Origin of the sequence: Streptomyces sp. NBC_00582, from assembly GCF_036345155.1 — a bacterium.
Classification (GTDB): Bacteria; Actinomycetota; Actinomycetes; order Streptomycetales; family Streptomycetaceae; genus Streptomyces.
In genome coordinates this window covers 3,382,448-3,407,244 of sequence record NZ_CP107772.1, presented here as the reverse complement: position 1 = coordinate 3,407,244, position 24,797 = coordinate 3,382,448, and the positions used below count along the sequence as shown (strand labels likewise).

Annotated in this window: 10 protein-coding genes, 1 tRNA gene and 3 rRNA genes; 13 read left to right on the top strand and 1 reads right to left on the bottom strand. The window is 66.9% G+C overall.

The genetic code is table 11. From position 1 onward, the window contains the following. Window positions 1–52: 52 nt before the first annotated feature. The 6 genes from OG852_RS14780 (at window position 53) to OG852_RS14755 (ending at window position 8,325) form a co-directional block, all read left to right on the top strand. Complete coding sequence (locus OG852_RS14780; RefSeq protein ID WP_330348191.1) at window positions 53–1,738, top strand: ribonuclease J; 1,686 nt, start codon at window positions 53–55, stop codon at window positions 1,736–1,738. A 507-nt stretch (window positions 1,739–2,245) separates the two neighbouring features. Next, window positions 2,246–3,771 (top strand): 16S ribosomal RNA (locus OG852_RS14775). 302 nt (window positions 3,772–4,073) lie between these two features. Further along, window positions 4,074–7,194, top strand: a 23S ribosomal RNA gene (locus tag OG852_RS14770). An 85-nt stretch (window positions 7,195–7,279) separates the two neighbouring features. Then, window positions 7,280–7,396 (top strand): 5S ribosomal RNA (gene rrf / locus OG852_RS14765). Together the 16S, 23S and 5S rRNA genes form the textbook arrangement of a ribosomal RNA operon. Before the next feature lie 114 nt (window positions 7,397–7,510). Beyond that, the gene (locus tag OG852_RS14760; protein ID WP_330351448.1) at window positions 7,511–8,173 is read left to right on the top strand and encodes a DegT/DnrJ/EryC1/StrS family aminotransferase; all 663 of its coding nucleotides are present in this window, start codon (window positions 7,511–7,513) and stop codon (window positions 8,171–8,173) included. Window positions 8,174–8,249: 76 nt separating this feature from the next. Continuing rightward, window positions 8,250–8,325 (top strand) — tRNA-Thr (locus OG852_RS14755). A 38-nt stretch (window positions 8,326–8,363) separates the two neighbouring features. Here OG852_RS14755 and OG852_RS14750 read toward each other — a convergent pair. Further along, window positions 8,364–11,093 (bottom strand): SpoIIE family protein phosphatase, encoded by a 2,730-nt coding sequence (locus OG852_RS14750; RefSeq protein ID WP_133913968.1) that lies wholly within the window; start codon window positions 11,091–11,093, stop codon window positions 8,364–8,366. 388 nt (window positions 11,094–11,481) lie between these two features. On the opposite strand from OG852_RS14750, the gene OG852_RS14745 reads away from it, so the two are divergent. The 7 genes from OG852_RS14745 to OG852_RS14715 all read left to right on the top strand — a co-directional run bounded on the left by OG852_RS14745 (window position 11,482) and on the right by OG852_RS14715 (window position 24,767). After that, window positions 11,482–16,926: a HAMP domain-containing protein gene (locus tag OG852_RS14745; RefSeq protein ID WP_133913969.1), complete on the top strand. Its 5,445-nt coding sequence runs from the start codon at window positions 11,482–11,484 to the stop codon at window positions 16,924–16,926. Between the two features lie 263 nt (window positions 16,927–17,189). Beyond that, window positions 17,190–17,876, top strand: a complete 687-nt coding sequence (locus OG852_RS14740; RefSeq protein ID WP_133913970.1) for a response regulator — start codon at window positions 17,190–17,192, stop codon at window positions 17,874–17,876. 184 nt (window positions 17,877–18,060) lie between these two features. Next, window positions 18,061–20,772 (top strand): DNA translocase FtsK, encoded by a 2,712-nt coding sequence (locus OG852_RS14735; protein ID WP_330348190.1) that lies wholly within the window; start codon window positions 18,061–18,063, stop codon window positions 20,770–20,772. Between the two features lie 255 nt (window positions 20,773–21,027). Continuing rightward, window positions 21,028–21,867 carry a helix-turn-helix domain-containing protein gene (locus OG852_RS14730; protein ID WP_133913972.1) on the top strand — a complete coding sequence of 280 codons (840 nt, stop codon included), beginning with the start codon at window positions 21,028–21,030 and terminating at the stop codon, window positions 21,865–21,867. Between the two features lie 91 nt (window positions 21,868–21,958). After that, window positions 21,959–23,455: a 30S ribosomal protein S12 methylthiotransferase RimO gene (rimO, locus tag OG852_RS14725; RefSeq protein ID WP_330348189.1), complete on the top strand. Its 1,497-nt coding sequence runs from the start codon at window positions 21,959–21,961 to the stop codon at window positions 23,453–23,455. After that, the gene (gene pgsA / locus OG852_RS14720; RefSeq protein ID WP_330348188.1) at window positions 23,452–24,225 is read left to right on the top strand and encodes a CDP-diacylglycerol--glycerol-3-phosphate 3-phosphatidyltransferase; all 774 of its coding nucleotides are present in this window, start codon (window positions 23,452–23,454) and stop codon (window positions 24,223–24,225) included. Before rimO ends, pgsA begins: the two co-directional genes overlap by 4 nt. Further along, a complete protein-coding gene (locus OG852_RS14715) occupies window positions 24,222–24,767 on the top strand; it encodes a CinA family protein (RefSeq protein WP_330348187.1) in 546 nt (181 codons plus the stop codon). Before pgsA ends, OG852_RS14715 begins: the two co-directional genes overlap by 4 nt. Window positions 24,768–24,797: the final 30 nt, after the last annotated feature.

Below are 24,797 nucleotides of genomic sequence, written 5' to 3'. Positions count from 1 at the left end.
CGCGCGCCACGTGCCCTACCGGTACGTGGCGCGCGTGTTTGAGGAGAGTCTTTTGAGTCATCCGCATCCCGAACTGAGCCCGCCTCCGCCGCTCCCGAAGGGCGGCCTGCGGGTCACCCCCCTCGGCGGCCTCGGCGAGATCGGCCGCAACATGACGGTCTTCGAGTACGGCGGCCGTCTGCTGATCGTCGACTGCGGAGTGCTCTTCCCCGAGGAGGAGCAGCCCGGAATCGACCTGATCCTGCCCGACTTCTCGTCCATCCGTGACCGGCTGGACGACATCGAGGGCATCGTCCTCACGCACGGTCACGAGGACCACATCGGGGCCGTCCCCTACCTGCTGCGCGAGAAGCCGGACATCCCGCTGATCGGCTCCAAGCTGACCCTCGCCCTCATCGAGGCCAAGCTCCAGGAGCACCGCATCCGCCCGTACACCCTCGAGGTGGCGGAGGGGAACCGCGAGCGCATCGGACCCTTCGACTGCGAGTTCATCGCCGTCAACCACTCCATCCCGGACGCCCTCGCCGTGGCGATCCGCACCCCCGCCGGCATGGTGGTCCACACGGGTGACTTCAAGATGGACCAGCTTCCGCTGGACAACCGTCTGACGGACCTCCACGCGTTCGCACGGCTGAGCGAAGAAGGCATCGACCTCCTCCTCACCGACTCCACCAACGCCGAGGTCCCCGGTTTCACCCCGCACGAGCGGGACATCTCCAACGTCCTGCGCACGGTCTTCGCGGGCGCCCGCAAGCGGATCATCGTGGCGAGCTTCGCCAGCCACGTCCACCGCATCCAGCAGATCCTGGACGCGGCGCACGAGTACGGCCGCCGGGTCGCCTTCGTCGGCCGCTCGATGGTCCGCAACATGGGCATCGCCCGGGACCTCGGCTATCTGAAGGTCCCGCCGGGCCTGGTGGTGGACGTCAAGACGCTCGACGACCTCCCCGACCACGAGGTGGTCCTGGTCTGCACGGGCTCCCAGGGCGAACCGATGGCCGCCCTGTCCCGCATGGCGAATCGCGACCACCAGATCCGCATCGTCCCCGGCGACACGGTGATCCTGGCGTCGTCCCTGATCCCCGGCAACGAGAACGCGGTCTACCGCGTGATCAACGGCCTGACCCGCTGGGGCGCGAACGTCGTCCACAAGGGCAACGCCAAGGTGCACGTCTCGGGCCACGCCTCGGCCGGCGAACTGCTGTACTTCTACAACATCTGCCGCCCGAAGAACCTGATGCCGGTCCACGGCGAGTGGCGCCACCTGCGCGCCAACGCCGAACTGGGCGCCATGACGGGTGTCCCGCACGACCGCATCGTCATCGCCGAGGACGGGATCGCCGTCGACCTCGTCGAGGGCAAGGCCAAGATCTCCGGCAAGGTCCAGGCGGGGTACGTCTACGTCGACGGCCTCTCCGTCGGCGATGTCGGCGAGCCGGCGCTGAAGGACCGGAAGATCCTCGGCGACGAGGGCATCATCTCGGTGTTCGTGGTGGTGGACTCCTCCACCGGCAAGATCACCGGGGGCCCGCACATCCAGGCCCGCGGCTCCGGCATCGAGGACTCGGCCTTCGCGGACGTCGTCCCGAAGATCACCGAGGTCCTGGAGCGCTCGGCCCAGGACGGCGTGGTGGAGCCCCACCAGCTGCAGCAACTCATCCGCCGCACCCTCGGCAAGTGGGTCTCCGACACCTATCGCCGCAGGCCGATGATCCTCCCGGTCGTGGTGGAGGTCTGAGCCTGGCTGTCCGAGCCGAACTCGGAGCGGGGCGCCTCGATTTGCATCGGGGCGCCCCGCTCCAGTACGTTTACGGCTCCGCCTGAACGGGAAGCGGTCCGCGCCACGCGCCGGACCAGCCCACCGGGAGGGGCCGGGAAAACCGACTCAGAACTTCTGATAAAGTCGGAACCGCCGGAAAGAAAACCGCGAAGCAAAAGCGGGAACCTGGAAAGCACCGAGGAAATCGGATCGAGAAAAGATCTGATAGAGTCGGAAACGCAAGACCGAAGGGAAGCCCGGAGGAAAGCCCGAGAGACTCGGGTGAGTACAAAGGAAGCTTTCGTTCCTTGAGAACTCAACAGCGTGCCAAAAATCAACGCCAGATTAGTTGATACCCCGTCCCCGGCAGTGATAGCCGAGGATGAGGTTCCTTTGAAAAAACACAGCGAGGACGCTGTGAGCCGGGAGGACTATTCCTCCTCCTGGTTCCGCTCTCGTGGTGTTCATCCCGATTACGGGAAAACATTCACGGAGAGTTTGATCCTGGCTCAGGACGAACGCTGGCGGCGTGCTTAACACATGCAAGTCGAACGATGAAGCCCTTCGGGGTGGATTAGTGGCGAACGGGTGAGTAACACGTGGGCAATCTGCCCTTCACTCTGGGACAAGCCCTGGAAACGGGGTCTAATACCGGATATCACTCTCGCAGGCATCTGTGAGGGTCGAAAGCTCCGGCGGTGAAGGATGAGCCCGCGGCCTATCAGCTTGTTGGTGAGGTAACGGCTCACCAAGGCGACGACGGGTAGCCGGCCTGAGAGGGCGACCGGCCACACTGGGACTGAGACACGGCCCAGACTCCTACGGGAGGCAGCAGTGGGGAATATTGCACAATGGGCGAAAGCCTGATGCAGCGACGCCGCGTGAGGGATGACGGCCTTCGGGTTGTAAACCTCTTTCAGCAGGGAAGAAGCGAAAGTGACGGTACCTGCAGAAGAAGCGCCGGCTAACTACGTGCCAGCAGCCGCGGTAATACGTAGGGCGCAAGCGTTGTCCGGAATTATTGGGCGTAAAGAGCTCGTAGGCGGCTTGTCACGTCGGGTGTGAAAGCCCGGGGCTTAACCCCGGGTCTGCATTCGATACGGGCTAGCTAGAGTGTGGTAGGGGAGATCGGAATTCCTGGTGTAGCGGTGAAATGCGCAGATATCAGGAGGAACACCGGTGGCGAAGGCGGATCTCTGGGCCATTACTGACGCTGAGGAGCGAAAGCGTGGGGAGCGAACAGGATTAGATACCCTGGTAGTCCACGCCGTAAACGGTGGGAACTAGGTGTTGGCGACATTCCACGTCGTCGGTGCCGCAGCTAACGCATTAAGTTCCCCGCCTGGGGAGTACGGCCGCAAGGCTAAAACTCAAAGGAATTGACGGGGGCCCGCACAAGCAGCGGAGCATGTGGCTTAATTCGACGCAACGCGAAGAACCTTACCAAGGCTTGACATACACCGGAAACGGCCAGAGATGGTCGCCCCCTTGTGGTCGGTGTACAGGTGGTGCATGGCTGTCGTCAGCTCGTGTCGTGAGATGTTGGGTTAAGTCCCGCAACGAGCGCAACCCTTGTCCTGTGTTGCCAGCATGCCCTTCGGGGTGATGGGGACTCACAGGAGACCGCCGGGGTCAACTCGGAGGAAGGTGGGGACGACGTCAAGTCATCATGCCCCTTATGTCTTGGGCTGCACACGTGCTACAATGGCAGGTACAAAGAGCTGCGAAACCGTGAGGTGGAGCGAATCTCAAAAAGCCTGTCTCAGTTCGGATTGGGGTCTGCAACTCGACCCCATGAAGTCGGAGTTGCTAGTAATCGCAGATCAGCATTGCTGCGGTGAATACGTTCCCGGGCCTTGTACACACCGCCCGTCACGTCACGAAAGTCGGTAACACCCGAAGCCGGTGGCCCAACCCCTTGTGGGAGGGAGCTGTCGAAGGTGGGACTGGCGATTGGGACGAAGTCGTAACAAGGTAGCCGTACCGGAAGGTGCGGCTGGATCACCTCCTTTCTAAGGAGCACTTCTAGGCCGCCTAGGCGGTCCAGAGGCCAGTACATCAGCGAACGTCTGATGCTGGTTGCTCATGGGTGGAACGTTGATTATTCGGCCGGGTTCACGGGTCGGAGGCTGTCAGTACTGCTCTTAGGAGCGTGGAAAGCATGATCTCCGGACGGGATCGGGTCGGGCACGCTGTTGGGTGTCTGAGGGAATGAACCCTCGGATGCCGGCCCCAGTGAACTCCGGCCTTTGGGTTGGGGGTGACGGGTGGCTGGTCGTTGTTTGAGAACTGCACAGTGGACGCGAGCATCTGTGGCCAAGTTTTTAAGGGCGCACGGTGGATGCCTTGGCACCAGGAACCGATGAAGGACGTGGGAGGCCACGATAGTCCCCGGGGAGTCGTCAACCAGACTTTGATCCGGGGGTTTCCGAATGGGGAAACCCGGCAGTCGTCATGGGCTGTCACCCGCTGCTGAACACATAGGCAGTGTGGAGGGAACGAGGGGAAGTGAAACATCTCAGTACCCTCAGGAAGAGAAAACAACCGTGATTCCGGGAGTAGTGGCGAGCGAAACCGGATGAGGCCAAACCGTATGCGTGTGAGACCCGGCAGGGGTTGCGCATACGGGGTTGTGGGATCTCTCTTCTGTCGTCTGCCGGCGACAGGACGAGTCAGAAACCGTTGATGTAGGCGAAGGACATGCGAAAGGTCCGGCGTAGAGGGTAAGACCCCCGTAGCCGAAACGTCAGCGGCTCGTTTGAGAGACACCCAAGTAGCACGGGGCCCGAGAAATCCCGTGTGAATCTGGCGGGACCACCCGCTAAGCCTAAATATTCCCTGGTGACCGATAGCGGATAGTACCGTGAGGGAATGGTGAAAAGTACCCCGGGAGGGGAGTGAAATAGTACCTGAAACCGTGTGCCTACAAGCCGTGGGAGCGTCGGGTAGGAACTTGTTCCTACCTCGTGACTGCGTGCCTTTTGAAGAATGAGCCTGCGAGTTTGCGGTGTGTTGCGAGGTTAACCCGGGTGGGGTAGCCGTAGCGAAAGCGAGTCCGAATAGGGCGTTTCAGTAGCACGCTCAAGACCCGAAGCGGAGTGATCTAGCCATGGGCAGGTTGAAGCGGAGGTAAGACTTCGTGGAGGACCGAACCCACCAGGGTTGAAAACCTGGGGGATGACCTGTGGTTAGGGGTGAAAGGCCAATCAAACTCCGTGATAGCTGGTTCTCCCCGAAATGCATTTAGGTGCAGCGTCGTGTGTTTCTTGCCGGAGGTAGAGCACTGGATAGGCGATGGGCCCTACCGGGTTACTGACCTTAGCCAAACTCCGAATGCCGGTAAGTGAGAGCACGGCAGTGAGACTGTGGGGGATAAGCTCCATGGTCGAGAGGGAAACAGCCCAGAGCATCGACTAAGGCCCCTAAGCGTACGCTAAGTGGGAAAGGATGTGGAGTCGCAGAGACAACCAGGAGGTTGGCTTAGAAGCAGCCACCCTTGAAAGAGTGCGTAATAGCTCACTGGTCTAGTGATTCCGCGCCGACAATGTAGCGGGGCTCAAGCGTACCGCCGAAGTCGTGTCATTGCAGCTTATAGCCCCAACGGGTGCTGTGATGGGTAGGGGAGCGTCGTCTGCCGGGTGAAGCAGCACCGGAAGGTAGTTGTGGACGGTTGACGAGTGAGAATGCAGGCATGAGTAGCGATTCACACGTGAGAAACGTGTGCGCCGATTGACTAAGGGTTCCTGGGTCAAGCTGATCTGCCCAGGGTAAGTCGGGACCTAAGGCGAGGCCGACAGGCGTAGTCGATGGATAACCGGTTGATATTCCGGTACCCGCTGTGAAGCGTCAAACATCGAACCAGGCGATGCTAAGTCCGTGAAGCCGCCCCGGAGCCTTCGGGCAAAGGGGAGTGGTGGAGCCGACGGACCAGACTTGTAGTAGGTGAGTGATGGGGTGACGCAGGAAGGTAGTCCAGCCCGGGCGGTGGTTGTCCCGGGGTAAGGGTGTAGGCCGTGCGGTAGGTAAATCCGTCGCACATGAGGCTGAGACCTGATGCCGAGCCGATTGTGGTGAAGTGGATGATCCTATGCTGTCGAGAAAAGCCTCTAGCGAGTTTCATGGCGGCCCGTACCCTAAACCGACTCAGGTGGTCAGGTAGAGAATACCGAGGCGTTCGGGTGAACTATGGTTAAGGAACTCGGCAAAATGCCCCCGTAACTTCGGGAGAAGGGGGGCCACACCTGGTGATCCGTTTTACACGGTGAGCTGGGGGTGGCCGCAGAGACCAGCGAGAAGCGACTGTTTACTAAAAACACAGGTCCGTGCGAAGCCGTAAGGCGATGTATACGGACTGACGCCTGCCCGGTGCTGGAACGTTAAGGGGACCGGTTAGTCGAGATTCGTCTCGGCGAAGCTGAGAACTTAAGCGCCAGTAAACGGCGGTGGTAACTATAACCATCCTAAGGTAGCGAAATTCCTTGTCGGGTAAGTTCCGACCTGCACGAATGGCGTAACGACTTCTCGACTGTCTCAACCATAGGCCCGGTGAAATTGCACTACGAGTAAAGATGCTCGTTTCGCGCAGCAGGACGGAAAGACCCCGGGACCTTTACTACAGTTTGATATTGGTGTTCGGTTCGGCTTGTGTAGGATAGGTGGGAGACTGTGAAGCTTGGACGCCAGTTCAGGTGGAGTCGTCGTTGAAATACCACTCTGGTCGTGCTGGATGTCTAACCTGGGTCCGTGATCCGGATCAGGGACAGTGTCTGATGGGTAGTTTAACTGGGGCGGTTGCCTCCTAAAGGGTAACGGAGGCGCCCAAAGGTTCCCTCAGCCTGGTTGGCAATCAGGTGTTGAGTGTAAGTGCACAAGGGAGCTTGACTGTGAGACCGACGGGTCGAGCAGGGACGAAAGTCGGGACTAGTGATCCGGCGGTGGCTTGTGGAAGCGCCGTCGCTCAACGGATAAAAGGTACCCCGGGGATAACAGGCTGATCTTCCCCAAGAGTCCATATCGACGGGATGGTTTGGCACCTCGATGTCGGCTCGTCGCATCCTGGGGCTGGAGTCGGTCCCAAGGGTTGGGCTGTTCGCCCATTAAAGCGGTACGCGAGCTGGGTTTAGAACGTCGTGAGACAGTTCGGTCCCTATCCGCTGTGCGCGTAGGAGTCTTGAGAAGGGCTGTCCCTAGTACGAGAGGACCGGGACGGACGAACCTCTGGTGTGCCAGTTGTTCTGCCAAGGGCATGGCTGGTTGGCTACGTTCGGGAGGGATAACCGCTGAAAGCATCTAAGCGGGAAGCCTGCTTCGAGATGAGGACTCCCACCCACTTGATGGGGTAAGGCTCCCAGTAGACGACTGGGTTGATAGGCCGGATCTGGAAGCACAGTAATGTGTGGAGGTGACCGGTACTAATAGGCCGAGGGCTTGTCCTCAGTTGCTCGCGTCCACTGTGTTGGTTCTGAAACCACGAACGGCCCCGTATGGCCACATACGGTGCGGCTGACAGTTTCATAGTGTTTCGGTGGTCATAGCGTGAGGGAAACGCCCGGTTACATTCCGAACCCGGAAGCTAAGCCTTACAGCGCCGATGGTACTGCAGGGGGGACCCTGTGGGAGAGTAGGACACCGCCGAACAATCATTCAAAGGGTTGGGTTCTGAACTTCGGTTCGGAGCCCAACCCTTTTTTGTTTGTCGTCACTTGAAGTTCAACTTCCGCCCGCAGCATCCACGGCATGGGTACTGCTGCAATGCTCAGGGCCGCAGGTGTCGGAGTGGGTGACGAGGTCATCGTGCCGGCTTTCGGGAACGCCGAAGTCGCCGGGGCGGTCTCCCTCGCGGGTGCGCTGCCGATGTTCGCCGACGTGGACCCCGTGACCTACTGCCTGGATCCGGCCGCTGTCGAAGCGGCCGTAACTCCGCGCACGGCGGCCGTCGTTGTCGTACACCGCTTCGGGCGGCCCGCCGATGTGCCGCGGTTGCACCTGGTCGGGCAGCGGCACGGGCTGCTGGTACTGGAGCAGGCGGAGTCCGAGGCGCCGTACGACGAGATCGCTCGGCGGCGGGAGCGGGCGGCCTATCTCGATGCGCGGCTGCGGGGAGTGCGCACGCCCGACGGCGGCGACGGGCACTCGTACCAGCAGTACGTCGTCAGAGTGCCGGGGAACGGCCGGCCCGACCGGGACGCCTTCGCTCGGGCCCTGCGGGGGAGGGGAGTTGACTGCCGGGTGCCGGTGAAGACTCCGCTGCACCGGCTGCCCGAGTACCGGCGCTGTGTGTCGCTGCCGGAGACCGAACTCGCCGCGGACGAGACGCTCGCGCTGCCGGTGGACGCGTCGCTGACGAAGCGGGACATGCAGCGGATCGTCGCCGCCTGCAACGCGCTCGGTGGGCTGCTGCAACCTGCCTTCTGAACGAGTTTGGGAACGCGGGCTCGTTCGGGGTATGATCTATTCCGTTGCCACGGGGGAAACCTCGAAAAAGCAACCGGCCCCTATAGCTCAGTCGGCAGAGCGTCTCCATGGTAAGGAGAAGGTCAACGGTTCGATTCCGTTTGGGGGCTCCACCGATTAAACCCCCCGCCCTTTCGGGCGGGGGGTTTTCTCATGCCACCCGCATCGCCAGGATCGCCATGTCGTCGGACGGGGCGTCCGAGGCGAAGCGTTCGACCGCGCGCATGATGCGGGCCGCGACCGCGCCGGCCGTCAGGCCCGTACAGGTGGACAGGACGTCGGCGAGGCCGTCGTCGCCCAGCATGCGGGTGCCCTCACGGCGCTCGGTGACGCCGTCCGTGACACAGAGCAGGACATCGCCCGGGTCGAGGGTGACCGTCTGCTCGTACAGCTCCAGGTCCTCGATGACACCGAGGAGGGCCTGGGGCTCGGCGGCGGGTTCGACCGTGCCGTCCTGGCGCAGCCGCAGCGGGAGGGGATGGCCGGCGCAGACCACCTTCAGCTCCGCGCTGCCGTCGGCCTGCGGGCGCATCTCGCCGTAGAGGAGGGTCAGGAAGCGGCTGCGGTCGCCCTCGTCGAGGATGGCCGAGTTCAGGCGCTCCAGGACCGCCGGGCCGCTCAGTCCCTCGCGGGCCAGCAGCCGCAGGGCGTGGCGGGCGAGGCCCGTCACGGCGGCCGCGTGCGGGCCCGTGCCGCAGACGTCACCGATGGCGAAGCCGTAGGCGCCGTCGCTGATCGGGAAGACGTCGTAGAAGTCGCCGCCCACCTCGTTGCCCTCGCCGGCCGCGCGGTAGATGACGTCGACCTCCACGCCGTCGATCTCGGGGAGTCCCGGGGGCAGCAGGCTGCGCTGGAGGGACTGGCTGATGGCCGTGCGCTCCGAGTACAGGCGGGCGTTGTCCAGGGCGAGGGCCGCCCGGCGGCTGAGGTCCTCGGCGAGCTCCAGGATCTCCTGGCGGAAGTGTTCGTCGGTGGGCTTGCCGAGGGTCAGCATGCCGATGACGCGGTTACGGGCCACCAGGGGCAGGACGACCGTCTCGCCGCCGACCGCGGAGGCCGTGGCGAGGGTGGGGCCGATGGCGGAGGACACCTGGTGGGTGGGGCCGCCGGTCAGGCCGAGGCTGCGCATCGAGCTGCGCAGGGCCGCCTCGTGCGCGGCCTCGCCGGGGGCCGGCCAGACGCGGGCGCCCGGGGTGGGGACCGGGTCCGGCGGGGCGATCTTGGAGAGCAGCGACTTGATGCCGTCGATGAGTTCCTCGTCCTCGTGCAGGACGTAGGAGAGGTACGGGTCGGAGGCCTGGTCGGCGATCGTGTAGACCGCGCACCAGGTCGCCAGGGTCGGGACCGTCATCTGGGCCATCAGGGCCAGGGTCTGGTCGCGGTCCAGGGTGCCGGCGAGGAGGTCGGAGGCCTCGACGAGGAAGCTGAGCGAGCCGCGGCGCAGGCGCTCCAGCTCGCCGAGGCGGGCCGACTCGACGGCGAGGGCGATGCGGTCGGCCGCGAACTGCAGGCGCAGGGCCTCCTCGTTGGAGTAGCGGCCGGGGGCCTCCGCCGCGACGCCCAGGGAGCCCGTGAGGCGGCCCTCCACCTTCAGGGGGACCGTGACGACCGAGCGCATGCCCGTGCCGTTCAGCAGGGGGACGGCGCCGGGGACGGCCAGGAGGTCCTCGTGGACGGCGGGCATCCGGGCCGAGCCGTAGCGGCCGGGGCCCGCTTCGACGGGCACGCGCGCGAAGCGCTGGCGGGCCGAGGGCAGGCCGGTGGAGGCGCGGACCTCGAGCTCGGTCTCGTCGTCGGTGGCGAGGAGCAGGAAGGCGGAGTCGCCGTCGAGCATGTCGCGGGCGCGTTCCACGGTGCGCTGGAGGAGGCCGTCGAGGTCGTCGGGGGCGGGGGAGCCGATGAAGACCTCGAAGGGGTCGGCGCTCTGGCCGTCGGCGGGTGCCGTGTCGGAGGCGGGCAGGCGTGACGGGGTCTGCAGGACGGCGCGTTCGTGGTCGCGGACCAGGAGGCAGACCGTGGAGGGTTCGCCGTCTGTGTCGCGGACGCGGAGGTGGGAGGCGTACACCGGGGTGACGCGGCCGGTTGCGCCGCGGATGCCGTAGCTGCCCTCCCAGCGGGAGAGCTGGAGGGCCTCGGCGATGCCGGTGCCGGTGCCGGGGGTGTGCGGCCAGGCGGCGAGGTCGGTGAGGGGTTTGCCGGTGACCTGGTCGGCTGCGTAGCCGAAGAGTTCCTCGGCGTCCTCGTTCCAGGCGGAGATGGCGCCGGCGCGGTCGATCTGGACGACCGCGACGCGGACGCGGCTGTCGGCGAGGGGGAGGAGGTCGGCCGGGAGGGAGGGGCCGGCGGTGCGGGTGCCCACCGGGCGGTCAGGGAGGTCGAGTTGGAACCAGACCTGTTTGTGGGTGGAGGTGTAGTCGACGCCCCAGCGGGCCGCGATGGCCGCGCAGAGCTGGAGGCCGCGGCCGCCCTCGCGGTCGGGGCTGCCCATGGTCGCGGGGGAGCCCTGGAGGGGGATCTCGCGCTCCGGGTAGCGGTCGGCCACCTCGATGCGTACGCCGTCCTCGGACCGCAGACACAGGACGTCGGCGTGGGTGCCCGCGTGGACGACGGCGTTCGTCACCAGTTCGCTCGTGAGGACGACGGCGTCGTCGACGATGTCGGCGAAGCCCCAGCCCTGGAGGGTGTCGCGGACGAAGGAGCGGGCGGTCGCGACGGATCGCCCGACGGGCTCGAAGCTGGCGGCCGCGCGCGCGGTGATCACGGAACTCCTCGTCCGGTCGTCGACGTGGGGGGACCCCTGGCCGCCCCGCTGGTGCGGCGGGCGCATGCCCGAAGGCCGGGGGTCCGGGGGCTGTCCCCCCGGGATCAGTCCGGTGGTCATGTTGCGGCCGCCCCTCCGATGCCCGCTCGTGCCTCGTGCCACCGCCCAGGCCGGACGGACCGGCGCGGCTGGACAGCCGCATGCAAGGTTACTTACCTTCCCCGCCCGTGCGGATGCCGGTCACCGGTGTTTCCGTCTCAAGAGGCGGCCGTGGGTGTGCGGACGATGTGCGAAGCTGCCGAACTGTTATGGCCGGGTTCGATGAGGGTGAAACACTGGGCAAGCTTCTTGTGAAGGTCCGGGCAGACTGGGTGTCTTCTGAGTACAAGGGGCAGCAGCCCCCCGGGTCCGCCTGGTTGGATCGGGCGGAAAACCCTGCGGCAACCGCCAACGGCGAGTAGTAACACCTCAGCACAGCGTAACGGTCGAATCCCTGCGGGAGGGACAAGTGGAGTCTGGCGCAGCGACGCGGAGCACTAAGGCGCGCGCGAAAGGCGGACCGTCCCTGAGCAGGCGCGCATCGCGCGGCGGTACCACCACGGTGGACACGGCAGCGCTGGAGCGGCTGCTGACGGCCCTGGTGTCGATGCGGGACGGCAACTTCCGCAAGCGGCTCACCGTCTCCGGCGACGGGGTGATGTCGGAGATCGCGGCCGTGTTCAACGAGGTGGCGGACCGTAATCTCCACCTCACGGGTGAACTTTCGCGTGTACGTCGCATGGTGGGCCGGGAGGGCAAGCTCACCGAGCGGCTGGAGACGGGCGCCTGCGAGGGCTCGTGGGCGACCGCCATCGACCATTCGAACGCGCTGGTCGACGATCTCGTACGGCCGGTGTCCGAGGTGGGACGGGTGCTGTCGGCGGTGGCCGAGGGTGATCTGTCGCCGCGGATGGAGTTGCGGACGCAGACGCCCGAGGGGGCGGCGGGGCAGCCGTTGCGCGGGGAGTTCCTGAAGGTCGGGCGGACCGTCAACAACCTGGTCGACCAGTTGTCGACGTTCACCGACGAGGTCACGCGGGTGGCCAGTGAGGTGGGCACCGAGGGCAAGCTGGGCGGGCAGGCGCAGGTCCGTGGCATGTCCGGTTCGTGGAAGGACCTGACGGAGTCCGTCAACACGATGGCGGAGCGGTTGACGGCGCAGGTGCGGGACATCGCGTTGGTGACGACGGCGGTGGCCAAGGGTGATCTGTCACGGAAGGTGACGGTTCATGTCGAGGGCGAGATGCTCGAGTTGAAGAACACCGTCAACACGATGGTGGATCAGCTCTCGGCGTTCTCGTCCGAGGTGACGCGGGTGGCGCGCGAGGTGGGCACCGAGGGCATTCTGGGTGGCCAGGCGCAGGTGTCCGGTGTGGACGGTGTGTGGAAGGAACTCACCGATTCGGTGAACACCATGGCCGGGAACCTGACGGCCCAGGTGCGGGGGATCGCGGAGGTGACGACCGCGGTCGCCAACGGCGACCTGTCGCAGAAGGTGACGGTGTCGGCGCGCGGTGAGATCGCTCAGCTCGCCGACACCATCAATCAGATGACCGAGACGCTGCGGACCTTCGCGGACGAGGTCACCCGGGTGGCCAACGAGGTGGGGGCCGAGGGGCGGCTCGGCGGGCAGGCCAATGTGCCGGGTGCCGCAGGGACGTGGAAGGACCTGACGGACTCCGTCAACACGGTGTTCCGCAATCTCACCACTCAGGTGAGGGACATCGCGGCCGTGACGACGGCCGTGGCGAGCGGTGATCTGTCGCAGAAGGTCACGGTGGACGTGGCCGGCGAGATGCTGGAGCTGAAGAACACCGTCAACGGGATGGTGGACCAGCTGTCGGCGTTCGGTGCCGAAGTGACGCGTGTGGCGCGGGAGATCGGTGTCGAGGGTGAACTGGGCGGCCAGGCGCAGGTGTCGGGTGCCGCGGGGACGTGGAAGGACCTGACGGACTCCGTCAACACGGCGTTCAGGAACCTCACCGGACAGGTGAGGAACATCGCCCAGGTGACGACGGCCGTGGCCAACGGTGATCTGTCGCAGAAGGTGACCGTCGACGTCTCCGGCGAGATGCTTCAGCTCAAGAACACCGTGAACACGATGGTGGACCAGCTCTCGTCGTTCGCCGACCAGGTGACGCGGATGGCGCGGGACGTGGGCACCGAGGGGCGTCTCGGCGGTCAGGCGCGGGTGGACGGGGTGTCGGGTACGTGGCGGGAGTTGACGGACTCCGTCAACTTCATGGCCGGCAACCTCACCTCCCAGGTGCGGCAGATCGCCCAGGTGACGACGGCGGTGGCGCGCGGTGATCTGTCGCAGAAGATCGACGTGGACGCGCGCGGGGAGATCCTGGAGCTGAAGAACACCATCAACACGATGGTCGACCAGCTCTCCGCGTTCGCCGACCAGGTGACCCGGGTGTCGCGGGACGTGGGCACCGAGGGCCGGCTCGGCGGTCAGGCGCAGGTGCCGGGTGTGGCCGGTGTGTGGCGGGACCTGACCGACTCCGTGAACGGCATGGCGGGGAACCTCACCGCCCAGGTGCGCAACATCGCGCAGGTCGCCACGGCGGTGGCGCGCGGTGACCTGTCCCAGAAGATCACCGTGGACGCGCGCGGGGAGATCCTGGAGCTGAAGAACACCCTGAACACGATGGTCGACCAGCTGTCGTCGTTCGCCCAGGAGGTCACCAGGGTCGCCCGTGAGGTCGGTACGGAGGGGCAGCTCGGCGGTCAGGCCGAGGTGCAGGGTGTCTCGGGCACCTGGAAGGACCTCACGCAGTCGGTGAACTTCATGGCGAACAACCTGACGATCCAGGTGCGTCAGATCGCCGAGGTCACGACGGCCGTCGCCAAGGGCGATCTGTCGAAGAAGATCACCGTGGACGCCAAGGGCGAGATCCTCGAGCTGGTGACCACCGTGAACACGATGGTGGACCAGCTGTCGTCGTTCGCCGAGCAGGTGACCCGGGTGGCCCGTGAGGTGGGCACGGAGGGCATCCTGGGCGGCCAGGCGCATGTTCCGGGGATCACGGGCATCTGGAAGGACCTCAGCGGCAATGTGAACCTGATGGCCAAGAACCTGACCATGCAGGTGCGCAACATCTCGCAGGTCGCGGCGGCCGTCGCCAACGGTGATCTGACGCGGACGGTGACGATCGAGGCGCGCGGTGAGGTCCAGCAGCTCGCCGACACGATCAACACGATGGTGAAGACGCTGAGCTCGTTCGCGGAGCAGGTCACCAAGGTGGCCCGTGAGGTGGGTACGGACGGCATCCTGGGCGGTCAGGCGCACGTGCCGGGTGTGGCGGGTACGTGGAAGGACCTCACGGACTCGGTGAACGGCATGGCGTCCAACCTGACCGGTCAGGTGCGCAACATCGCCATGGTGACGACGGCCATCGCCAAGGGTGACCTGACGAAGAAGATCGACATCGACGCGCGCGGGGAGATCCTCGAACTGAAGACGACCATCAACACGATGGTCGACCAGCTGTCGTCCTTCGCCGAGGAGGTCACCCGGGTCGCCCGTGAGGTGGGTACCGAGGGGCAGCTCGGCGGTCAGGCACGCGTGCGTGACGTGGACGGCACCTGGCGGGACCTGACGGAGTCCGTGAACGAGATGGCCGGGAACCTGACCCGGCAGGTGCGTGCCATCGCGCGTGCGGCGACCGCGGTGACCCGGGGCGACCTGAACCTGAAGCTGGACGTGGACGCGGCCGGCGAGATCCAGGAGCTGCAGGACTACATCAACAAGATGATCGCCAACCTGCGCGACACCACGATCGCCAACAAGGAGCAGGACTGGCTCAAGGGCAACCTCGCGCGCGTGTCGGCGCTCATGCAGGGGCGGCGCGACCTGGAGGACGTGGCCTCGCTGATCATGAGCGAGCTGCCGCCGCTGGTGGCCGCGCAGCACGGCGCGTTCTTCCTGGCGATGCCCTCGCCCGAGGGCACGGACGACCCGTACGAGCTGCGGATGCTGGGGTCGTACGGCTACTCGATGGGGTCGATGCCGACGTCCTTCAGGCCGGGTGAGGCGCTGGTGGGGACGGCCGCCGAGGAGAAGCGCACGATCCTGGTGGAGAACGCGCCGAGCGGCTATCTGAAGATCTCCTCCGGGCTCGGCGAGGCGCCGCCCGCGCAGGTGATCGTGCTGCCGGTGCTGTTCGAGGGCCAGGTGCTCGGGGTGATCGAGCTGGCGTCCTTCGCGCCGTTCACGCAGATCCAGAAGGATTTCCTCAACCAGCTCGCCGAGATGATCGCGACCAGCGTCAACACGATCTCCGTGAACACCAAGACGGAACTGCTGCTGAAGCAGTCGCAGGAGCTGACCGAGCAACTGCGGGAGCGGTCGGCGGAGTTGGAGCAGCGGCAGAAGGCCCTCCAGGCGTCCAACGCGGAACTGGAGGAGAAGGCCGAGCTGCTGGCCCAGCAGAACCGGGACATCGAGGTGAAGAACACCGAGATCGAGGAGGCGCGGCAGGTCCTGGAGGAGCGTGCCGAGCAACTCGCGGTGTCGATGCGCTACAAGAGCGAGTTCCTCGCGAACATGTCGCACGAGCTGCGTACGCCGCTGAACTCGCTGCTGATCCTGGCGAAGCTGCTCGCGGACAACGCGGAGGGCAATCTCTCGCCGAAGCAGGTCGAGTTCGCCGAGACGATCCACGGGGCGGGTTCCGATCTGCTGCAGCTCATCAACGACATCCTCGATCTGTCGAAGGTCGAGGCGGGCAAGATGGACGTCTCGCCGACGCGGATCGCGCTCGTGCAGCTCGTGGACTACGTGGAGGCGACCTTCCGGCCGCTGACCGCGGAGAAGGGTCTCGATCTGTCGGTGCGGGTGTCGCCGGAGCTGCCGGCGACGCTGCACACGGACGAGCAGCGGCTGCTGCAGGTGCTGCGCAATCTGCTGTCGAACGCGGTGAAGTTCACCGATTCGGGGTCGGTGGAGCTGGTGATCCGGCCGGCCGGTGCGGATGTTCCGGTGGCGATCCGGGAGCAGTTGCTGGAGGCCGGTTCGCTGACGGATCCGGACGCGCCGATGATCGCGTTCTCGGTGACCGACACGGGGATCGGGATCGCGGCGAGCAAGATGCGGGTGATCTTCGAGGCGTTCAAGCAGGCGGACGGCACGACGAGCCGCAAGTACGGCGGTACGGGCCTGGGGCTGTCGATCTCGCGGGAGATCGCGCAGTTGCTGGGCGGTGAGATCCACGCGCAGAGCGAGCCGGGGCGTGGCTCGACGTTCACGCTGTATCTGCCCCTGCACCCCAGTGAGCTGCCCCCGCAGGGTTATCAGCAGGTGGTGCCCGCGCTGGAGGCCGGTGACCTGGTGGCCTCGGAGAACGGGGCGATCGAGCTGTCGGAGCTGGCCGAGGTGGAGATCGAGACGCCGGCCGAGGTGAAGTCGTACCAGGAGACGCAGAACGGGGCGGCCGCGCTGTTCCGGCGCCGGCGGCGTTCGTCGAACGGCGGCGAGCGGGTCGGGGAGGCCGGGCAGTGGCCTGCGCCGCAGGGGCAGCGGGCGATCCGCTTCGGCGGTGAGAAGGTGCTGATCGTCGACGACGACATCCGCAACGTGTTCGCGTTGACCAGCGTCCTGGAGCAGCACGGGCTGTCCGTGCTGTACGCGGAGAACGGCCGCGAGGGCATCGAGGTGCTGGAGCAGCACGACGACGTGGCGGTGGTCCTGATGGACATCATGATGCCCGAGATGGACGGCTACGCGACGACGACGGCGATCCGTCGGATGCCGCAGTTCTCCGGTCTGCCGATCATCGCGCTGACGGCGAAGGCGATGAAGGGCGACCGGGAGAAGGCGATCGAGTCGGGTGCTTCCGACTATGTCACGAAGCCGGTCGATCCCGATCATCTGCTGTCCGTGATGGAGCAGTGGATGCGCGGGGTGTGACCGGATCGGCTCCGTGTGACGGGATGCGGCAGAAGACGTGAGGAGTTGCCGACCGAGGGCGTGCCGGGCTGTGTAGCGGGGCGCGAATCGGGGAACCTTCTGGTCTCCTGCCGCGTTCCTGCTACGTGCACAGTGACATCACGGTGACAGGGTGTGGCGACGGTCGGGGTGCGGCTACCATGACCGGCACAAGGAAGGGCGGCGCAAAGGAGTCGTCCCCAGGGGCGGCGCCCGGTGCACTGCCGGGGCGAGGAGGGCGGGCCATGGTGCAGAAGGCCAAGATCCTCCTGGTCGATGACCGGCCGGAGAATCTGCTGGCGCTGGAGGCGATCCTCTCGGCGCTCGATCAGACGCTGGTGCGGGCATCGTCCGGGGAAGAGGCGCTCAAAGCACTGCTGACGGACGACTTCGCGGTCATTCTGCTGGACGTCCAGATGCCGGGAATGGACGGTTTCGAAACGGCCGCGCACATCAAGCGGCGAGAACGCACCAGGGACATCCCGATCATCTTCCTCACGGCGATCAACCACGGCCCGCACCACACCTTCCGGGGGTACGCGGCCGGCGCGGTGGACTACATCTCCAAGCCGTTCGACCCGTGGGTGCTGCGCGCCAAGGTCTCCGTGTTCGTCGAGCTGTACATGAAGAACTGCCAGCTCAGAGAGCAGGCGGCGCTGCTGCGGCTCCAGTTGGAGGGCGGCGGCAAGGCAACTGCGGGCGGCGGCGCCAAGGAGCCGGCCGGGCTGCTGGCCGAGCTGTCCGCGCGGCTCGCGGCCGTCGAGGAGCAGGCGGAGGCGCTGTCCAAGCAGCTCGACGACGAGTCGGCGGACGCGGCCGCGGTGGCCACGGCGGCGCATCTGGAGCGCAAACTCACCGGCCTGCGCCGGGCGCTGGACGCGCTGGAGCCGGGCACGGGCAACAGCGCCCCGTCGGTGACCTCCCAGAACTGAGCCGAGGGGCGGGCCCAGTTGGGCGTGAGCGGCGGTCAGTTCCACGCCTTCCGGGGGCGGATGCGCCGGCTCACCGCCCCTTTCGCACGCCGGCGTCAGTTCCACGCCTGTGCGAGGCCGACACGAACGGGTGAAGCAGCGGGCACACGTGTCCGCTGTCGCCTCCCCCGGTAACCTCACACCCATGGCCTCACGTCCCTCCGCAGCGAAGAAGCAGCCCGCCAAGAAGGCCGCTGCTCCCGCGAAGGCTCCGGCGAAGAAGGCCGCTGCGAAAAAGGCCCCGGCGAAGAAGGCGCCCGCCAAGAAGGCCGCGGCCAAGAAGGCGGCTCCGGAGCCCAAGCCGGCGCCCAGTCCCACCGGGGGCATCTACCGGCTCGTGCGCGCCCTCTGGCTGGGCCTGGCGCACGCCGTCGGCGCGGTGTTCCGGGGGATAGGGAACGGCGCGAAGAACCTCGACCCCGCCCATCGCAAGGACGGCGTCGCCCTGCTGCTGCTCGGCCTCGCGCTGATCGTCGCGGCGGGCACCTGGGCCGACCTGAAGGGCCCCGTCGGCGACCTGGTGGAGATCCTCGTCACCGGCTCCTTCGGCCGCCTCGACCTGCTCGTGCCGATCCTGCTCGCCGTCATCGCCGTGCGTTTCATCCGCCACCCCGAACAGCCCGACGCCAACGGCCGCATCGTGATCGGCCTGTCCGCGCTCGTCATCGGCGTCCTCGGCCAGGTCCACATCGCCTGCGGCGCGCCCGCCCGCAGCGACGGCATGCAGGCGATAAGGGACGCCGGCGGCCTCATCGGCTGGGGCGCGGCGACCCCGCTGACGTACACCATGGGCGAGGTCCTCGCCGTACCGCTGCTCGTGCTGCTCACGATCTTCGGCCTGCTGGTGGTCACGGCCACCCCGGTCAACGCGATCCCGCAGCGGCTGCGGCAGCTCGCGGTGCGCCTCGGTGTGCTGGACGACCCGCACGCCGACGACGAACTCTCCGACGACGACGCGCGCTACGACGAGCAGTGGCGCGAGGGGCTGCCCGGGCGCCCCCGCCGCCGCTCGGGCTCCCGGGCGTACGACCCCGACGGCGCCGAGCAGGAGGCGCTCTCCGAGCGCCGCGGGCGGCCCCGGCGCTCGGCCGTGCCGCAGCCCGCGATGGACCGGGAGCCGGACGCCGTGGACATCGCCGCGGCGGCCGCGGCCGATCTCGACGGGGTCGTCATGCACGGCCTGCCGCCCTCCCCGATCGTCGCCGACCTCACCCAGGGCGTGCGCGTGGGCGACCGCGAAGCGACCACGCCGACGCCGGTCCCGGCCGCGCGGCCGAAGCAGGAGAAGCTCAAGGGCGGGGCCGTCCCCGACCTGACCAAGGCGCCGCCGGAGGAGATCCGCGACCTGCCGCCGCGCGCCGAGCAGCTCCAGCTCTCCGGCGACATCACCTACTCGCTGCCCTCGCTCGACCTCCTGGAGCGCGGCGGCCCCGGCAAGGCGCGCAGCGCGGCCAACGACGCCGTCGTCGCCTCCCTGACGAACGTCTTCACCGAGTTCAAGGTCGACGCCGCCGTCACCGGCTTCACCCGCGGCCCGACGGTCACCCGCTACGAGGTCGAGCTCGGCCCCGCCGTGAAGGTCGAGCGGATCACCGCCCTCACCAAGAACATCGCGTACGCCGTCGCCAGCCCGGACGTGCGGATCATCAGCCCGATCCCCGGCAAGTCGGCGGTCGGCATCGAGATCCCCAACACCGACCGCGAGATGGTCAACCTCGGGGACGTGCTGCGCCTCGCCGACGCGGCCGAGGACGACCATCCGATGCTGGTGGCGCTCGGCAAGGACGTCGAGGGCGGCTATGTGATGGCCAATCTGGCGAAGATGCCGCACATCCTCGTCGCCGGTGCCACCGGGTCCGGCAAGTCGTCGTGCATCAACTGTCTGATCACGTCGATCATGGTCCGCGCGACCCCCGAGGACGTGCGGATGGTCCTCGTCGACCCCAAGCGCGTCGAGCTGACCGCGTACGAGGGCATCCCGCACCTGATCACACCGATCATCACCAACCCCAAGCGGGCCGCCGAGGCGCTGCAGTGGGTCGTACGCGAGATGGACCTGCGCTACGACGACCTCGCGGCGTACGGCTTCCGGCACATCGACGACTTCAACGAGGCGATAAGGAACGGCAAGGTCAAGGCCCCCGAGGGCAGCGAACGCGAGCTCCAGCCGTACCCGTACCTGCTGGTGATCGTCGACGAGCTCGCCGACCTGATGATGGTCGCCCCGCGGGACGTCGAGGACGCGATCGTGCGTATCACGCAGCTCGCGCGCGCGGCCGGCATTCATCTGGTGCTCGCCACCCAGCGCCCCTCGGTCGACGTCGTCACCGGTCTGATCAAGGCGAACGTGCCCTCGCGGCTCGCGTTCGCCACCTCCTCGCTCGCCGACTCACGGGTCATCCTCGACCAGCCGGGAGCCGAGAAGCTGATCGGCAAGGGCGACGGGCTGTTCCTGCCGATGGGGGCCAACAAGCCGACCCGTATGCAGGGCGCCTTCGTGACCGAGGCCGAGGTCGCGGCCGTCGTCCAGCACTGCAAGGACCAGATGGCGCCCGTCTTCCGGGACGACGTCGTCGTGGGCACCAAGCAGAAGAAGGAGATCGACGAGGACATCGGCGACGACCTCGACCTGCTCTGCCAGGCGGCCGAACTGGTCGTCTCCACCCAGTTCGGCTCGACCTCGATGCTCCAGCGCAAGCTGCGGGTCGGCTTCGCCAAGGCGGGCCGGCTGATGGACCTCATGGAGTCGCGGAACATCGTCGGGCCGAGCGAGGGTTCGAAGGCGCGTGACGTTCTTGTGAAGCCCGATGAGCTGGACGGGGTGCTCGCGGTGATTCGGGGGGAGTCCGCGGGGTAGGCGTTGCGTCGGGGCGCCGGGTGTCCGTGACTCACCCGTTAGAAACCGCAGGGCAACCGTTTCCCTTTGACGTACGTCCAGTTGAGCGAGAGGACAGGTACGACTTTCAACAGGAGTCGTACCTGGCCGCCGTCATCGGCGTGACCGGCCATTCCGATGGCGTACAAAGTCGTACTGTCCGGTTGCCCCTCCCTCTGGCACCCCCCCTAGACTGAACTTCCAGCACAGGTGGCTACACGCTCGAAAGGCGCCCCCGTGTCCATCGGCAACTCCCCTGAAGACGAGCGTCCGTTCGAAGACCCGTCCGAGGAAGCCCCCTTCTCCATCGGTCGTGCCCTGCGCCAGGCGCGGATCAACGCCGGGCTGACCGTAGACGACGTCAGTACCGCCACCCGGGTCCGCATCACCATCATCCGTGCCATCGAGTCGGACGACTTCGCGCCCTGCGGCGGTGACGTCTACGCGCGCGGGCACATCCGGACCCTGGCCCGCGCCGTCCGGCTCGATCCCGCGCCCCTGATCGAACGGTACGACGCGACCCACGGCGGCCGTCCCGCGCCCACCCCGGCCGCCCCGATGTTCGAGGCGGAACGCATCCGTCCCGAACGGCGCGGACCCAACTGGACGGCGGCCATGGTCGCCGCGATCGTCGCCGTGGTCGGCTTCGTCGGCTTCACCGCGTTCAAGGGCGGCGACGAGGGCACGTCCAAGGACGCCGTCGCCGAGGGCAGCACGCCCACGGCCGGTGTCACCGCCTCACCCACGCCGAAGACCGAGAAATCCGTCGACGAGAAGCCCGAGCCCTCCGACAGCGCCATCGCCGCGGCTCCCCAGGACAAGGTGACCGTCCAGGTCAGCGCGACCGACGGCCGCAGCTGGATCTCCGCGAAGGACCACAACGGCCGGCTGCTGTTCGACGGACTCCTCAAGCAGGGCGACTCCAAGACCTTCCAGGACAGCGAGAAGATCAACCTCGTCCTCGGCGACGCCGGGGCGATCGATCTGTTCGTCAACGGCAAGAAGATCGACGACAACTTCCAGCCCGGCGCCGTGGAACGTCTGACGTACACCAAGGGCGACCCGCAGGCCGGGTGAGCATAAGAGATACGTGTGAGTCGACGGGGTTGGCCAAGATCGCCAACCCCGTCGACGTTCGCTGTCGGTGGGACAAAGTAGTCTTGAGCCCATGCCTGAACGCCGTACCGTCGCACTTGTCACCCTTGGCTGCGCCCGTAACGAGGTGGACTCGGAGGAGCTCGCAGGCCGTTTGGAGGCGGACGGCTGGCAGCTCGTCGAGGACGCCGAGGACGCGGACGTCGCCGTCGTCAACACCTGTGGCTTCGTCGAGGCCGCCAAGAAGGACTCCGTCGACGCCCTCCTCGAGGCCAACGACCTCAAGGGCCATGGCAGAACCCAGGCCGTCGTGGCGGTGGGCTGCATGGCCGAGCGGTACGGCAAGGAGCTCGCCGAGGCCCTCCCCGAGGCCGACGGCGTGCTCGGCTTCGACGACTACGCGGACATCTCCGACCGCCTCCAGACCATCCTGAACGGCGGCATCCACGCCTCCCACACCCCGCGCGACCGGCGCAAGCTGCTGCCGATCAGCCCGGCCGAGCGGCAGTCGGCGACCGACGTGGCGCTGCCCGGGCACGGGGCTGTGGTGGACCTGCCCGGTCAGGGTGCCCCGGTGGACCTGCCGGAGGGCGTCGCCCCGCAGTCCGGGCCCCGCGCGCCCCTGCGCCGCCGCCTCGACGGCGCCCCCGTCGCCTCGGTGAAGCTCGCCTCCGGCTGCGACCGGCGCTGCTCCTTCTGCGCCATCCCGTCCTTCCGGGGTTCCTTCATCTCGCGCCGCCCCAGCGACGTGCTGAACGAGTCGCGGTGGCTGGCCGAGCAGGGCGTCAAGGAGATCATGCTGGTCTCCGAGAACAACACCTCCTACGGCAAGGACCTCGGCGACATCCGTCTGCTGGAGTCCCTGCTGCCCGAGCTCGCGGCCATCGACGGCCTCGACCGGGTGCGGGTCAGCTACCTCCAGCCCGCCGAGATGCGCCCGGGCCTCATCGACGTCCTGACGTCCACGCCGAAGATCGCGCCCTACTTCGACCTGTCCTTCCAGCACTCCGCGCCCGGTGTGCTGCGCGCGATGCGCCGCTTCGGGGACACCGACCGGTTCCTGGAACTGCTCGACACGATCCGGAGCAAGGCGCCCCAGGCGGGCGTGCGCTCCAACTTCATCGTCGGCTTCCCCGGCGAGTCCGAGGCCGACCTGGCCGAGCTGGAGCGGTTCCTGAACGGCGCGCGGCTGGACGCCATCGGTGTCTTCGGGTACTCCGACGAGGAGGGCACCGAGGCCGCGACGTACGACGACAAGCTCGACCAGGACGTCGTCGCCGAGCGGCTCGCCCATGTCTCCCGCCTCGCGGAGGAACTCGTCTCGCAGCGCGCCGAGGAGCGCGTGGGCGAGACGGTGCACGTGCTCGTGGAGTCCGTCGACGAGGACGGCGTGTACGGCCGCGGGGCCCACCAGGCACCCGAGACCGACGGCCAGGTGCTGCTCACATCGGGCGAAGGTCTGGCCGTCGGCCGTATGGTCGAGGCGAAGGTGGTCGGCACGGAAGGCGTCGACCTCGTGGCCGAACCCCTGCAGGGCTCGTTCGGGTGTAGTGAGGAGGCGGGCAGATGACGGGTGTCCCGGCATCGGCCGCGGGCGGCTCCTCGCCGGCGAAGCAGGCGAGGCAGACCAAGCAGGCGAACGGGGCCGCCGCCGCGGACGTGTCCGCCGTCGACCCCGTCGCCGAGGGCGAGGCGCAGCAGGACGCGGGCAGGGCCCCGCGCGGGGGCAAACTGGCCGCCGCGGCCGTCAACCAGGCGAGTGTCTGGAACATCGCCAACCTGCTGACGATGCTCCGGCTGATCCTCGTGCCCGGCTTCGTCGCACTGATGCTGGCCGACGGCGGCTACGACCCGGCATGGCGTGCCTTCGCCTGGGCGGCCTTCGCCATCGCCATGATCACCGACCTGTTCGACGGCCACATCGCTCGGACGTACGACCTCGTCACCGACTTCGGGAAGATCGCCGACCCCATCGCCGACAAGGCGATCATGGGCGCGGCGCTGATCTGCCTCTCCGCGCTCGGCGACCTGCCGTGGTGGGTGACGATCGTCATTCTCGGCCGGGAACTCGGGATCACCCTGCTGCGTTTCATCGTCATCCGGTACGGAGTCATCCCGGCGAGCCGGGGCGGCAAGCTCAAGACGCTCACCCAGGGCGTGGCCGTCGGGATGTACGTCCTGCCCCTGACGGGATGGCTGGCCACTCTGAGGTGGTGGGTGATGGCCGCGGCGGTCGTCCTGACCGTGGTGACCGGGCTCGACTATGTGAGACAGGCCATTGTGCTGCGCCGGCAGGGAATCGCCGCGCGCGAGGCAGCGTCGGAGGAGACGGAAGCGTGACATCCACGGCCACCGACGTGGTGCGACTACTCACGGTGAAGGGCGGGACGCTCGCTGTCGCCGAGTCGCTGACCGGTGGCCTGGTGGCTGCGGAGATCACCTCGGTGCCCGGCGCCTCCAAGGTCTTCCGCGGCTCGGTCACGGCCTACGCCACGGACCTCAAGCGGGAACTCCTCGGCGTCGACGAGGCGCTCCTGGCCGCCCGTGGAGCGGTGGATCCGCAGGTCGCGGCCCAGATGGCGGCCGGAGCGCGCAAGGCGCTGGGCGCCGACTGGGGCATCGCGACCACCGGGGTCGCCGGCCCCGACCCGCAGGACGGGCAGCCCGTCGGGACGGTCTTCGTGGCCGTCGACGGCCCGTTCGGCCCGGATTCCCGTTCCGCCCCTGGCGGAAAAGTGGAGGGCCTGCGGTTGAACGGCGACCGCGCGGAAATTCGTAGAGAGAGTGTACGGAGCGTGCTCGTACTGCTTCTGAGAGAGCTTGCGGGCGAACACACCGGGAATGAGCGGGCACAGGATACGGAACAGAACGGGGGGTTTTGATGTTTGCAGCCCTGAGTGAACACGACATCG